Here is a 12,564-nt window from a genome sequence, read left to right as displayed (position 1 = left end):
CAATAAAAACAAAGCACGGGAGTGATTCCAGTGGTTGATACAAAAGCAACGCTAATGACGTTGCAAGCCTGGGAATGGATGTGCCAGCAAGAGACTTTTCTGATCAAGGACGTGATAGCCGTGACGGGAATGTCGGAGGCACATATCTACAAGGTCGTGCGTGACTGGTTGGCCGCTGGCCACCTCATTAAACACCCGGACGGCGTGGTATCCCGCCCGGCCTATTTCAAAGTGGTTAGCGCCCAATACGTACCACCGATTGGCAAAAGCAGTGGCCAGAAGCGGCCAAAATGCCGGAACAAGCGCAAAACCAATCAACAGAAAATGTGGAACACCATGAAGATCAGCCGCTTCTTCACCCTGACAGACCTGATGCTGACGGCAGAGACGGGTCAGAAACAAGCCTGGTTTTACACCGATAGGTTGGTGAAAGCCGGTTACGTCAAAGTTCTGTTCAAAGTTGACAGTTTGCTGCCTGTTCCCGCCAGACACGGCCTGACAGGACGCTATCAGCTGGTCAGGGATACAGGCCGTTATGCCCCGCTGTGTCGTGACCATGGTTGCTGGGATCAAAACCAGCAGCAGTTATACCCGTTCCAACGGGAGGAGGAGACACATGGAAACGTGGCTTGAGGTGTTGCAGGCCGAAGTGGCGGCCAGCTCGCTGGCCCAGGTGGCCGAGAAGCTTGGGCTCTCTCGCACCACCATCAGCCAGGTCTGCAACGAAAAGTATCCCGGCGATATGGCAAGGGTACAGACCCTGGTGGAAGGGGCACTGATGGGCAACAAAGTGAGGTGCCCCATTCTGGGGGATATCCCGGCGCATCAGTGTCTCGCTCACCAACGCCGTGGCCCGAGCGAAGTGGGCAGCAGTCCGATGGATATCAAGCTCTGGAAGGCATGCCGCAGCGGTTGCCCCCATAGCCAGCTGACCGAGGCGCAGCAACTGCGCCGCCCGATGCGGTTATCGGTAGAGCAGGGCAAAGGGTCGCAGAAAATGGCTCGCTATGACGCCGAGGCAACCCTCTCCAGATTGCGCCGTCAGGCTAAAAGCGATGGCGACAATGCCAGCAGCAGCCTGCGCATTCTAAGTGAACTGCTGGCCGAAGAGCTGAAAATCATGGCCATCAAATACAACCGGCTGCTCGACAAGCAAGAAGGCAAATAAGGGTTGGCAGGGCTCTTTCGCGGTGGGCCCGGTGACGAGATCACAAGGAGAACGGGATGAAAAAGTATCTGCACAGCAATTTGCAAAAGACCGCCGAGCAACTCAGCCACTGGCTGACGGCCAAGGGATATGACGTTCGCACCAGTCGGGTTTGCCATACCCCGCTGCTGGCGGTTACCGGGCCACTGCCCAAAGAGATGCAGGCGCGCGCCGTGTTGAGCCGTGAATGTCTGGCGGGCGTGGTGCGTGAAGTCGCCCTGGTGCGCTTTGGCGGGTGCCTGCTGCACTGGCGCCAAGAATCCTGAAACCGGCAAGGGGGATGAGATGAGCAAGATCCAGCTTGAGATAGAAGACGAGGCGCTGGCGCGGGTGGTACTGCGCCAGTTACCCAAGTTTCTCGAATTCTGCAGCGCGACCCACCAAGAGGAGCTGGCGAGCGCGACAACAGAGCAGTACAGCGCCGTGATGTGCCCTCCGGTGCCTGGCAGCAACAAGATCCATTAAGGAGAAGCCCATGCAAGAAGCACAAACCAGCAGTACCACCCCGATGCGCCAGAACGCTCAGGGGCACTGGGTACCGGAAAGCCTGATCGCCCCGGCAGACAAGCTGCGCGATGAAGTGGTGCTGGCCATTATCGCTGCTGCCCGCGAGCAGCGCGCACAGCTGGCTGCCTTCAAGATTGGCGCCATGCAACAGATCGCCGACTTTGTTGATCTCTCCGCCGAGCAGTACGGCGTGGCATTGGGCGGTATCAAGGGCAACGTGACCCTGCTCAGTTTTGATGGCCGTTACAAGCTTATTCGGGCGGTGGGGGAGCACCGCAAATTTGATGAACGGATCCAGGCCGCCAAAGCGCTGATTGACCAGTGCATCGCCCGCTGGAGCGATGGCGCTAGCAGCGAGATCCGAGCCCTGGTAGACCATGCCTTTCGGGTATCCAAGAGCGGTCATATCGACGTAAATCAGGTGCTCTCCCTGCGCCAGCTCAATATCGATGACCCGGATTGGCTGTTGGCCATGCAAGCTGCTGTCGATGCCATCCAGGTGACCGGTACCAGCCAATATCTGCGGCTCTATGAGCGTGACGCCCACGGGCGTTACATCCAGATGAGCCTGGATCTGGCCAAGTTGTGAAGGAGGAATACGCGGTGGAAATCAACGTGGAAAAAGCGGAAGAGCAACTGCTGCTCTGTGAGCAGATCACCGAAACCGAGGGCACCTGTTACCCCGACGACACCTATGAAGATGGCATCAAGGCCGCCCTGCTCTGGGCGCTGGGGCTGGGGCCTGCCCCCCTCAATGCCGAGGAGTATCAAGGGGTGACGCCACTGCAGTTCGAGTAATGGCCCGCTGCGAAACAGGGCGGCAATGCCGCCTTGTCTACCCGGTGTGGTGGCCGGGTACTGATGAGCAACCAAACGATCTGGGCCCAGGTCTTCACCGTCTTGATACAAGGAGCACGGCGATGACCAAAACAGAGATGGATATTCGGCTTACCAAGATATTCAGCAGCGCAGCCATTGCACTGGTTGCGGCTGAGAAACGGGCTGTGTGCAAACAGCTCAAGCAGTTTGATAAAGAGGCGCGCGCCCGTGGCTTTCATGCACTGGCCGGAGAAGCCTGCCAGATGCGCTGGCAACTGGTGGCCGAACTGCAGCAGGCCAAATCGGCCAGAGATGGTGGTGGGGTACACGAAACCGGGGATCGCCATGGCCATCTATAGCCCCCTGCTGGCCCCCCACATTCTGGCTCGCCGCCTGCAAAGCGGTCGGGCCTGTATCACCGAACTGGGGTTGGAGCAGCGTTGCCCCCGTTGTGGCGAGTTCTGGCCATGGGATACCGAGTTTTTCGGTGTGGCGAGTGATCCCACCCTGCTCTCCAGCTGGTGTCGGGGGTGCCTCAATGAGCACTACCAACAGCTGAGAGTGGCCGGGCAGCACCATGACAGCAAGGCAGAACGGGGAGGAGATAGGTGATGGATAAACGCAGCAGACTGATCCGGTTGGTACAGGTGGGGCGCCGAGCGTTGGCGCTCGATGACGAGTGTTACCGCGACCTGTTGGCTAGCCATACCGGCAAGCGCAGCGCCGCCCTATTGAACGAGCAGGAGCTGGAACAGGTGCTGGCCGCCTTCAAGGCGGCGGGCTTTATTCCCAAGCCTGCTCGCCATGCAGCCAATAGACGGCTGAGTCCGGCGACCGGTAGCCATCTCAGGGTCAATGAAATTGCCAAGATCAGGGCCATCTGGTGCGAGATGGCCCGCCTTGGTATCGTCAGGGATGGCTCGGAAACCGCATTAAACCATTGGGTGCAACGGATGACTGCCCGTTTAAACGGCGGGGTAGGGGTGGCCGAGGTGGGCTGGCTGGATGCGCCTCTGGCAGTCAAAGTGCTGGAGGCGCTGAAGAAGTGGTCTGCAAGATAATAGATTTACCTTTAAGAAAGCCCCGCGATGCGGGGCTGCATTTTACCAAGCCTATATCACGATGTGAGGGAGCATCTTAAGCTGTGTATCCAGCTCCTGATGAATGGCTCTGTAGTCATCCATTATCTCGGTCTCAACCAGCTTTGCTCTCTCTTTTTCTTGACCATAAATCAAATACATCATTTCTGGCATACCATAGCGCAGCAGCGTTAAAACAAGTGGCCAGCTAATAGATAAGGGGTTGCTGGTCACTGTCACTTTGCCTGCATTGATCACACCGGCCACCCCATGTGCAATCAGCAGCTGGCGACGAAGTTGCGGATGCGCTGCATTGGGAAATGCCTCGGCCAGTGTCGCTCCCGCATTGAGCTTTCTCACCATAAAGCCAAGCCGAACAATCAATTCACTGATCGCCAATGGCACTGATGCCGCAATGAAATGACGCAGGTCATATCCACTGCGATACATCTGTCTTGCAACTTCTGCGATGGTGTAGCCTTGCTTTCCTATCGTTCCGAATTGAAAAAAAGAGAGGAGGGGCATCAGGGGGGCGGGCAGGCCTGCTGATGTTGCTACATCTGATGCCAGATGACCGCCAACTTTTCTGATGGCCTCCAGGAGCCTAATAATAAAATGCTCACCCTCCAGTAATGGCGCAGCAGTTTGTTGGACAATCACGTTGCCAAACTTATCAATGGCAGTAAATTCACCGCACAACACATCTTTGACCCCAAAAATGAAACCTAGGATGGGGTCATGTCCCAATGATTGGTAACGATGGGTGCGAGGGCCCAATCCAGCAACCGCTTCTTCCAGACCTTTGCTAGTTGAGGGATCGAAAGAGACTTTGTACAACCCCTCAAGCTCTTTGATCTTTTCTGGTGGCAGAACTTCGCCAAAAAGCTCCTTGACCTTGTTGGATAGCCATCCCCCTTCCGAAGCAGGGCTACCCAAAAACCCCGGATGTGCGGGCACTTGGACAAGAAAGATATCGATAAGTCCGGAGAGGATGCCCGCAGAAACAGCCAGTGCAACATCGTATCGATCAAGGCTGCCGAGCCAACCCAGGTGCTCACCGAGTTTCTGATGTTTTGCCAATACAGCATCAATTTCCGCTGGCGTCAGTACATCATTAAAATCGACCTCACCAGGTATTGCTTGTTTAGCCTCTGCAAGGATTTCTTCCCATGATTTTGTCCTGACAGGGATAATTACGTGCAAAGAGTTTGACGTGCTAGAGTCCTTTACCGGTAATGCCTTACCCAAGCGTCGGAGCAAGGCTTCACTGGAGTCGATCGCAGCATCAAGGCTATGACGCTGTTCATCATGTTCGGAGCCCAGTTGATCAAGCATTTGCTTGTGATGAACTGCAACCCTCAATCCATCGGTGAGATAATCACCCTTGTCATTGCTCATCAGGCAGCCACCTTCAAGTCACCCTCAAGGTCAATGATGATTGATTGCAGGAGTGTGTTGAGTTTGGTCAGATAGTCTGCCCTTGCTTTGTTGTCGTCTGAGGATTTGCGCAGTTCTGAAATGATGGCGTTCTGCTTTTTCATCGCTTCTTGCAGCAACATCTCTTTCTTTTCTTTCAACTTGCGTTTGTTACGTTGTGATACGAAAGCGTAAGCGCCAACACCCAGCAGCACGGCAGGTGCCGCCAGAACAGCTACACCTGCAGCCATACCGCCACCCACGAGGCCACCTGCTGCAGCCAGACCAGAGGTAATGCCAGCAGCGGAGAGACCAGTTACGCCGCCGAAATAAAGACCTGCAAACCCAATACCCGCACCGGCACCGACACCGCCAGCGGCAGCCAGCACTTCCTTGATATCATCACTGTCAGAATCAATTCGTTCCTTATCGTTTAAGGCTTTGTCCACTTCCCCGAGTACCTTTACGACCGGTGCCAAAGATTCCAGATTTTTATAGATAGCTTCCTTACTCATCACATATCTCCATATGGCTACAAAAAAACACGCAGAGAAGTAATGTATACCCAATTCATACCTGTTCAATGGCAAATTGATGACATTGTTAATTCGGTCACGGTAAGGGACTCACACATGGCAGTTGGTTCCATGGCAGCCTGGCTGCAGTGCAACTAATGTGCGCATAAAATGGCCTGTGTTCTAATCGGCACACCACTTTTTCTATTTTGCCGGGGGAGTCATGGAGCAGAATCAGGATCTCTTTGCCGATGATCACGCCTCGCTGGGGCAACTGGTCGATCGTCTCGACCAGATCCCGGCCTCCGAACTGACGGCCAAATGGCCCAAAGCCCTGAGCGAGCTGGTGGATGTGCTGGCTTGCGAGTTGGTCAGAGGAGGGATGGCACAAGAACATGCCAAGGCTCAGGCCCGCAAGTTGGCGCTGGTACAGGCCCATTACATGGGGGGCCGTGCCTACTACATCCCCACCGGGGATCATCTCAAAGCTGCGTTGCGGGATAGGGCTATCTGGGATGAGTTCAACGGCCGCAATATCGATGTGCTGGCCCGTAAGCATGGTCTCTCAGTGCCACAGACCTATGCGGTGGTGGCCGAACAGCGCGAACTGACCCGCCGCCGCCATCAACCTGACCTGTTTGGCTATCAATAGAGATGCGATTCACATTAAAGAGAAACCCCGCTGCGGCGGGGTTTCTCTTTTGGCTCTGATGTTTTAGCCTGAATTTCCAACAAGGAGGTGCGTGTGACAAGGTGTATGTGGTTGGTCGCTGGGGTACTGTGGGCAGGCGCGTCGGTTGGTGCCGTAAAGTATAAATGCGATGGGGAATGGGTGGACTATTGGCCATGTGACAAAGAGCAGGTCGATCATAGCAACGCCATTCAAGCCATGAAGGATGAATACTCAGCTAGAGCATCTGAACCCGAGCCGGTTATGGATGCCCCAGTCAGCACATCATCCCCCGTGTCTGGTTGCGGCAGTGAGGATGTAAAGTGCTTTGCTGACAAGGCCAGGTCTGATGCTCTGATTCCTTGCAAACATAGTATTGAAAGCAGGGCTCGGTACGATTACGAATGGACGGACAGCCTGTTTGGCAAACCGCTTTTTGAATTTGACTACATGTGGGGGATTCCGCCTAACGTTGTCGTGTACTACGGCTCGGCGTTGAAGGCCCAAAATGGATTTGGTGCCTGGAAAGAAATGTACTATCAATGTTGGTACAACGTGAGAACCTCACAGATTGAAAGGGTGGTTTTAAGATAGCTGCATTCATGTAACCCACCATAAACCCATGCCATAGAGGCCCCTCGGTACGCTGCTGATAACGCAGTTCACCGAGGGGCCTTTATGTTATCACTCGCACTTAAATGGCTGCTTCGTCCCGATGTGGAAGGGGGCGAAGTCAACCATCCCGCCGACCGTGGTGGTCATACCAAGTACGGCATTGCCGATGCCGCCGATGGCAAGAAGGACGGCATGGCCGACCTCGATCGGGATGGGGTACCCGATATCGCTATCGGTGATCTGACTCCGGCCCATACCGAGCCCTTTTACCGCCAGAACTACTGGATGCCCGCCCGCTGTGACCTGATTGCGAGCTTAAGTCCGGCACTCTCTATCGCCGTGTTTGATGCAGCGGTGCATCACGGGCCGAAACGCGCCATCCAACAGCTGCAGCAGGTCTTGGGGGTGATGGCAGATGGTCGCCTTGGCCCGGTGTCGATTGGCAGACTCAAGCAGCAACTGGGGGCCAAGGGCGAGGGCCAGTTGTTGCTGGCGCTGATGATGCAGCGGGCCAGCTTCATGCACGGCATTGTGCGCAAAGACCCGAGCCAGTGGGCCAATGCCGATGGCTGGATCAACCGGCTGCTGCGTCTGCAGAGCTACCTCCTTTCCGACGTGGTTGGCGAGGTGGTGGCATGAGCGTGCTGACCATCAAGCAACAGAAGGCGACGGCCGCGATCCAGGCTGCGGGCTACTTTGGCATTCCTGAGCTCAAGAACCCCCGCTATCTCGCTTGCTTCAAGGATGGGCGCAAAGCCCATCTCAAGGCCGCTTTGGCCAATCAGATCGCTGACCCGAAGGCGATCCCGCTCTATAGCCACCACCAGACCCGTCAATCCCTGTTCGAGAAAGGGTGGCGTTCGGTGACCGAACTGGATCGCCTGCGGGCCCGTGCCCGTCATTCCCAACCTCAACAAAAGGAAGTCCATCATGCCTGATTCTCTGTTACCTCAAGCGAAGTCTGCCTTCAAAAGCCGCACCGTGATCGGTGGTGTGATTGCCGTGGGGGCCGGTATTGCGGGCCTGTTCGGTGTGCCGGTCGATGCGGGTACCCAAGCCAGCTTGGCATCCACCCTGGTGGATCTGGCCAGTGCGGTGGGTGGCCTGCTCGCCATCTGGGGCCGCATCAAGGCGACTCATACCGTCAAGTAAGAGAGGTCATGTGACAAACCTCATAGACCGCGCCCAGCAGGCCGATGCCGATCGGACTGGGCGCATTATCGAAGCCCACCAGAACAGGGCAAGGCCACACGGCGATGGTATCTGCTGCGATTGTGACGAAGCCATCCCGCCCTCCCGCCTTGCAGCCGAGCCTGGTGCCGAGCGCTGTATCGAGTGCCAGACCCTGTATGAGCGCAAGGAGGCGACCCGTGTGGGAATTCATCGTTAAGAACTGGGGCCCGCTCTATGCGTTGGCCAGCCTGGTGGGTCTGGTGGTCATCATCTTGCTCTCCAAAACCTACGCCAAGCGCGAAGACCTCACTGCCCTGGTGCAGAGAGTCCAGCGGGTGGAGCAGGTACTGGCTGACCTGCCGAGCGAGCGTGAGCTGCACAAGCTGCAGTTGGAGATCAGCGAGTTGCGGGGGGAGTTGCGGGAGGTGAAGCCGGAGCTGCGCCAAGCCCGTCGCCTTGCCGATCTGCTGTTGGAAAATGAACTCAAGGAGAAGGCATGAGTATTCAAGCGATATTGGACGCCCAGCAGCGGCTGGTGATCCTGCGCTCCCTGCTGGATATCGGTGGTGCCGCCAACGAGTCAATCCTCAATGACTGCCTCGACCAGCTGGGTACCGGCCGGGTGACGCGGGATCGGGTGAAGACCCTGCTGGCCTGGCTGGAAGAGCAGGGGCTGGTGCGCATCGAGCGACTGGCCACGGTGCAGGTGGCTCACTTGACCGGTCGTGGCCAGGACGCGGCAGAGGGCCGGGCAACGGTGCCCGGCGTCAAGAAGCCCCGAGCGGAGGATTAAGCATGGCCGAGAAACCGACCCGAGGCCGCGCCAGCAAGGTGTGGCTGCTGCCTGAGTCTATCCGCAACGCGCTCAACGAGATGCTGCGGGACAAAGGCAACAGTCAGGCCGCCATCTTGGATGAGATCAACGGCCTGATCGAGGAGGCTGGGCTGCCCGATGATCTCAAGCTCTCCCGCTCCGGGTTGAGCCGTCATGCCAGCCAGGTTGAACAGGTCGGCCAGCACCTGCGGGATTTGCGTGAAACCACGGCCGCCTTGACCTCTCAGCTTGGCGACAAGCCGATGGGGGAGACCACCAAGCTCATTCTGGAGCTGGGTCGTTCCCAGCTGTTCAAGGCGATGTTGGCTCAGGTGCAGAACCCGGAGGAGGCGGTGGATATCGACATGTTGAAAAACGCCATGCTGGCGGCTCAGCGGCTCGAATCGACCGCCATGCAGAGTCATAAGCGGGAGAAGGAGATCCGCCAGGCATTTGCCGAAGAGATCGCCGCCAAGACTGAAGCCATCGTGACTCAGGCGGGCTTGAGCGGTGAAGCCGCCGCCGAGATACGCCGCGAAATCCTGGGGATTGCCTGATGAGCACGATCGCCCAGCAGTTGGCCCAGACCCTGGGGACCGAATACAACCCCGACGAGGTGTTGCTGCCGTACCAGCGGATCTGGATTGCCGACGAGAGCCCGCTCAAGATCGCCGAGAAGAGCCGCCGTACCGGTATCACCTGGGCAGAGGCAGCTGACGCTGCCCTGACGGCATCCAAGACCAAGACGGCCGGGGGTTGCCACCACTTCTATGTGGGCAGTAACAAGGAGATGGCCCGCGAGTTTATCGATGCGGTGGCGATGTGGGCCAAGGCGTACAACAAGGCGGCCGGTGAGATCCAGGAGGAGGTGTTCACCGACGATGAGGATAAAGCGATCCTCACCTTCGTGGTCTATTTCGCCTCTGGCTTCAAGGTGCAGGCGCTCTCCAGCAACCCCTCCAACCTGCGGGGAATGCAGGGCAATGTGACCATCGACGAGGCCGCATTCCACGACAGACTGGCCGAAGTGTTGAAGGCCGCCATGGCGCTGACCATGTGGGGCGCCAAGGTGCGGTTGATCAGTACCCATAACGGTGTCGATAACCTGTTTAACCAGCTGATAAACGACAGCCGAGCGGGCCGCAAAGAGTATTCCATCCATACCATCAGCCTGGACGATGCCTGCCGCCAGGGACTCTATCGCCGGATCTGCCAGGTCAAGGGTGGCCTTTGGACAAAGGAAGCCGAAGACGCCTGGAAGGCGGGGCTGCTCAAGGCCACCGCCACCGAAGAGGATGCCCTTGAGGAGTATTTCTGCGTACCCAAGCAGAGCAGTGGCGTCTATATCAAGCGCACCCTGATCGAACGGGCGATGCAACCGGATATCCCCATCCTGCGCTTTACCGCCCCCAAAGACTTCGAGCTCTCGAGCGAGGAGGCCCGCAAGGCGCTGGTGGATATCTGGTGCGAGGAGAACCTCAAGCCCTGTCTGGAAGCGCTTGATCACAGTTGTCGTCATGCGTTTGGAGAGGACTTCGCCCGCAAGGGGGACTTGTCGGTGTTCGTGCCGCTCTCCATTGCAACCAACTTGCGCAAACGGGTGCCATTTGTGGTGGAGCTGGTCAATGCCCCCTATGAGAGTCAGCGCCAGATCCTGTTCTACCTGCTGCAGGGGTTGCACCGTTTCACGGCGGCGGCCTTCGATGCCACCGGTAACGGCGGCTATCTGGCAGAGGCTGCCAGACTGCGCTGGGGCGCCAGCATGATCGAGTGCGTGATGCTCAATGACCCCTGGTATCGGGAGTGGATGCCCAAGCTCAAGGCAGAGTTTGAGGATGGCAACCTGACCATCCCGCGCCATGCAGACGTGCAGGATGACTTGGGGAAAATCCAGGTCATCAACGGCATCCCCAAGATCGACAAGGGCAAGAACACCGGCCAAGGGGGCCAACAGCGCCACGGTGACTTTGCGGTGGCCTTGGCCATGGCGGTGCGGGCCAGCTGGATGGAGGGGGGCGCCATCGAGTTCACCCCACTACCAGGTAAACGTGATGACCATGGCAGCGACAACAACGATGACTATCACCGATATGAGCGAGGAGCCTGGTAATGGGCAGGATCATTGATATCCATGGCAAAGCCATGAGCCTGGAAAAAGAGCCGCAGACCGAGAACGATGCCAAGTTGGCCCAGCTGCGCCGTCACTACAGCGATCATCCGACCATCGGGCTGACCCCAGGCAAAGCGGCTGCGGCGCTGAAAGAGGCCGAGGAGGGTGGCCTGATCGCCCAGTGCGAGCTGGCCGAAGACATGGAGGAGAAGGATGCCCACCTGCAGAGCGAGCTCGGCAAACGCCGCCGTGCCCTGCTTGGGGTGAGCTGGACAATCGAGCCACCCCGCAACGCCACCCCGGCCGAGAAGCGTGATGCCGAGCTTATCCGGGAGCTGCTGGAGGACTTCACCTGGTTGGATGATGCCATCTTTGACGCCACCGACGGGATCCTCAAGGGGTTCAGTGCCCAGGAGTTCAGCGGCTGGGAGATGGTCGAGGGGCTGCAAATCCCCAAGGGTATCATCTGGCGCGACCCTGCCTGGTTCCAGACCCACCCGGACGATCGCAATCAGCTGCGCTTGCGAGACGGCAGCCAAGAAGGGGTTGCCCTCAACCCGTTTGGCTGGCTGCTGCACAAGGCCAAGTCAAAATCGGGGTATCTGGCTCGCACCGGCCTTGTCCGCACCCTGGTCTGGCCGTTCCTGTTCAAGAACTACAGCGTGCGCGATCTGGCGGAGTTTCTGGAAATCTACGGCCTGCCGGTGCGGCTGGGCAAATACCCGGAAGGGGCGACCGAAAAAGAGAAGGCCACCCTGCTGCAGGCGGTGCTCTCCATCGGCCATAACGCAGGGGGCATTATCCCGCGCGGGATGGAGATTGAGTTCCAGAACGCCGCCAGTGGTCAGGCCGATCCCTTCGTGGTGATGATGGAGTGGTGCGAGCGCTCCATGAGCAAGGCCATTCTGGGGGGCACCTTGACCTCACAGGCTGATGGTAAGAGTTCGACCAATGCCCTGGGTAATGTTCATAACGAGGTGCGCCAGGAGGTACGGGATGCTGATCTCCGCCAGCTGGCCGCCACCCTGACCCGCGATCTGGTCTATCCGCTCTATGCCCTGAACGGCAAGAGCTATCAGGGCCCGCGCCGCAGCCCCCGGCTGGAGTTTGATGTGACCGAGCCGGAGGATATCTGCCGTTATGCCGACAGCCTGCCCAAGCTGGCCGCCTGCGGCATGCGCATCCCGCTCGACTGGGCTCACAAGAAGATGCAGATCCCGCAGGCTGAACCCGATGAGCCGCAACTGGTTGCCGCTACGTCGGTCAGCAAACCGCCAGCTGATAAAGGGGAGGGGTGATGGCAACCCCCTCTCCCCTTGCGGGAGAGGGTTGGGGTGAGGGGGCGCAAAGTGTAAAAATTGGAAGGTGTGAAACTGTGCGTACGCGTTTCTATCCTGATAAAGAAGTGAGCTGCGACGCTTTTCGCAATAATCTCATTGGGTTAGACTCGGAATCCAAACGAGAGAGCAGGTGTGTAAACCAACATTCCTACGAATAAACTGTGATGTGCTAGTGATGAAAAATAAAGCGAGGCTTGAATGTCAGGTCGGGAAGGGTTAAGCAGGCGTTGTTGCCCAAATCAACGAGCAAGTCATGACTTCCCCAGCTCCTGGTTACCGTTACACTCGAGGCTTTCTGA

General features: G+C 57.6%; 21 protein-coding genes and 1 other RNA gene. 20 read left to right on the top strand and 2 right to left on the bottom strand.

Annotation, left to right across the window (positions count from 1 at the left end; genetic code table 11):
- Positions 1-54 precede the first annotated feature (54 nt).
- The 10 genes from G5193_RS21315 to G5193_RS21270 all read left to right on the top strand — a co-directional run bounded on the left by G5193_RS21315 (position 55) and on the right by G5193_RS21270 (position 3,594).
- The gene (locus G5193_RS21315) at positions 55-633 is read left to right on the top strand and encodes a hypothetical protein (protein ID WP_049790200.1); all 579 of its coding nucleotides are present in this window, start codon (positions 55-57) and stop codon (positions 631-633) included.
- Positions 617-1,168, top strand: a complete 552-nt coding sequence (locus G5193_RS21310) for a transcriptional regulator (protein ID WP_005345956.1) — start codon at positions 617-619, stop codon at positions 1,166-1,168. The genes G5193_RS21315 and G5193_RS21310 overlap by 17 nt, the downstream gene beginning before the upstream one ends.
- Positions 1,169-1,224: 56 nt before the next feature.
- Entirely contained in the window at positions 1,225-1,473 is a 249-nt protein-coding gene (locus G5193_RS21305) for a hypothetical protein (RefSeq protein WP_013723693.1), read from the top strand.
- A gap of 19 nt (positions 1,474-1,492) precedes the next feature.
- Complete coding sequence (locus tag G5193_RS21300; RefSeq protein ID WP_005353400.1) at positions 1,493-1,672, top strand: hypothetical protein; 180 nt, start codon at positions 1,493-1,495, stop codon at positions 1,670-1,672.
- Between the two features lie 10 nt (positions 1,673-1,682).
- Positions 1,683-2,303, top strand: a complete 621-nt coding sequence (locus G5193_RS21295; RefSeq protein WP_421207295.1) for a DUF3164 family protein — start codon at positions 1,683-1,685, stop codon at positions 2,301-2,303.
- A gap of 14 nt (positions 2,304-2,317) precedes the next feature.
- Positions 2,318-2,512: a hypothetical protein gene (locus tag G5193_RS21290; protein ID WP_005345945.1), complete on the top strand. Its 195-nt coding sequence runs from the start codon at positions 2,318-2,320 to the stop codon at positions 2,510-2,512.
- A 7-nt stretch (positions 2,513-2,519) separates the two neighbouring features.
- An RNA gene (locus tag G5193_RS21285) (hammerhead ribozyme type II) lies at positions 2,520-2,589 on the top strand.
- Between the two features lie 45 nt (positions 2,590-2,634).
- Positions 2,635-2,892, top strand: coding sequence for a hypothetical protein (locus tag G5193_RS21280; protein ID WP_060585863.1), 258 nt, complete (start codon positions 2,635-2,637; stop codon positions 2,890-2,892).
- The gene (locus G5193_RS21275; RefSeq protein WP_337072324.1) at positions 2,879-3,145 is read left to right on the top strand and encodes a hypothetical protein; all 267 of its coding nucleotides are present in this window, start codon (positions 2,879-2,881) and stop codon (positions 3,143-3,145) included. The genes G5193_RS21280 and G5193_RS21275 overlap by 14 nt, the downstream gene beginning before the upstream one ends.
- The gene (locus tag G5193_RS21270) at positions 3,145-3,594 is read left to right on the top strand and encodes a gp16 family protein (protein ID WP_421207293.1); all 450 of its coding nucleotides are present in this window, start codon (positions 3,145-3,147) and stop codon (positions 3,592-3,594) included. Before G5193_RS21275 ends, G5193_RS21270 begins: the two co-directional genes overlap by 1 nt.
- A gap of 51 nt (positions 3,595-3,645) precedes the next feature.
- On the opposite strand, the gene G5193_RS21265 is transcribed toward G5193_RS21270, so the two are convergent.
- Together G5193_RS21265 and G5193_RS21260 are read right to left on the bottom strand one after the other, a co-directional pair.
- Positions 3,646-5,010 (bottom strand): hypothetical protein, encoded by a 1,365-nt coding sequence (locus G5193_RS21265; RefSeq protein ID WP_421207291.1) that lies wholly within the window; start codon positions 5,008-5,010, stop codon positions 3,646-3,648.
- On the bottom strand, positions 5,010-5,543 hold the full coding sequence (locus tag G5193_RS21260) for a hypothetical protein (protein WP_005353386.1): 534 nt from the start codon (positions 5,541-5,543) through the stop codon (positions 5,010-5,012). The genes G5193_RS21265 and G5193_RS21260 overlap by 1 nt, the downstream gene beginning before the upstream one ends.
- A 223-nt stretch (positions 5,544-5,766) precedes the next feature.
- Between G5193_RS21260 and G5193_RS21255 the strand changes: the two genes are divergently transcribed.
- From G5193_RS21255 to G5193_RS21210, 10 genes are all read left to right on the top strand, one after another.
- Positions 5,767-6,195, top strand: coding sequence for a Mor transcription activator family protein (locus G5193_RS21255; protein WP_319890200.1), 429 nt, complete (start codon positions 5,767-5,769; stop codon positions 6,193-6,195).
- A 696-nt stretch (positions 6,196-6,891) separates the two neighbouring features.
- Positions 6,892-7,467: a glycoside hydrolase family 108 protein gene (locus G5193_RS21250; protein ID WP_227094952.1), complete on the top strand. Its 576-nt coding sequence runs from the start codon at positions 6,892-6,894 to the stop codon at positions 7,465-7,467.
- Positions 7,464-7,766, top strand: coding sequence for a hypothetical protein (locus G5193_RS21245; protein ID WP_421207288.1), 303 nt, complete (start codon positions 7,464-7,466; stop codon positions 7,764-7,766). The genes G5193_RS21250 and G5193_RS21245 overlap by 4 nt, the downstream gene beginning before the upstream one ends.
- Positions 7,759-7,980 (top strand): hypothetical protein, encoded by a 222-nt coding sequence (locus tag G5193_RS21240; RefSeq protein ID WP_058059549.1) that lies wholly within the window; start codon positions 7,759-7,761, stop codon positions 7,978-7,980. The genes G5193_RS21245 and G5193_RS21240 overlap by 8 nt, the downstream gene beginning before the upstream one ends.
- 10 nt (positions 7,981-7,990) lie before the next feature.
- The gene (locus tag G5193_RS21235; RefSeq protein WP_076495051.1) at positions 7,991-8,218 is read left to right on the top strand and encodes a TraR/DksA C4-type zinc finger protein; all 228 of its coding nucleotides are present in this window, start codon (positions 7,991-7,993) and stop codon (positions 8,216-8,218) included.
- The gene (locus tag G5193_RS21230; RefSeq protein ID WP_081042918.1) at positions 8,199-8,501 is read left to right on the top strand and encodes a DUF2730 family protein; all 303 of its coding nucleotides are present in this window, start codon (positions 8,199-8,201) and stop codon (positions 8,499-8,501) included. The genes G5193_RS21235 and G5193_RS21230 overlap by 20 nt, the downstream gene beginning before the upstream one ends.
- Complete coding sequence (locus tag G5193_RS21225; RefSeq protein WP_058059547.1) at positions 8,498-8,794, top strand: hypothetical protein; 297 nt, start codon at positions 8,498-8,500, stop codon at positions 8,792-8,794. The genes G5193_RS21230 and G5193_RS21225 overlap by 4 nt, the downstream gene beginning before the upstream one ends.
- 2 nt (positions 8,795-8,796) lie before the next feature.
- Entirely contained in the window at positions 8,797-9,372 is a 576-nt protein-coding gene (locus G5193_RS21220; protein ID WP_058059546.1) for a DUF3486 family protein, read from the top strand.
- Positions 9,372-10,925 carry a terminase large subunit domain-containing protein gene (locus G5193_RS21215; protein WP_421207285.1) on the top strand — a complete coding sequence of 518 codons (1,554 nt, stop codon included), beginning with the start codon at positions 9,372-9,374 and terminating at the stop codon, positions 10,923-10,925. Before G5193_RS21220 ends, G5193_RS21215 begins: the two co-directional genes overlap by 1 nt.
- Positions 10,925-12,223 (top strand): DUF935 domain-containing protein, encoded by a 1,299-nt coding sequence (locus tag G5193_RS21210; RefSeq protein WP_421207283.1) that lies wholly within the window; start codon positions 10,925-10,927, stop codon positions 12,221-12,223. The genes G5193_RS21215 and G5193_RS21210 overlap by 1 nt, the downstream gene beginning before the upstream one ends.
- Positions 12,224-12,564 lie beyond the last annotated feature (341 nt).

The organism is Aeromonas sp. 601027, assembly GCF_049174455.1.
Lineage (GTDB): Bacteria > Pseudomonadota > Gammaproteobacteria > Enterobacterales > Aeromonadaceae > Aeromonas > Aeromonas veronii_A.
This window is presented reverse-complemented; position numbering and strand designations above follow the sequence as displayed.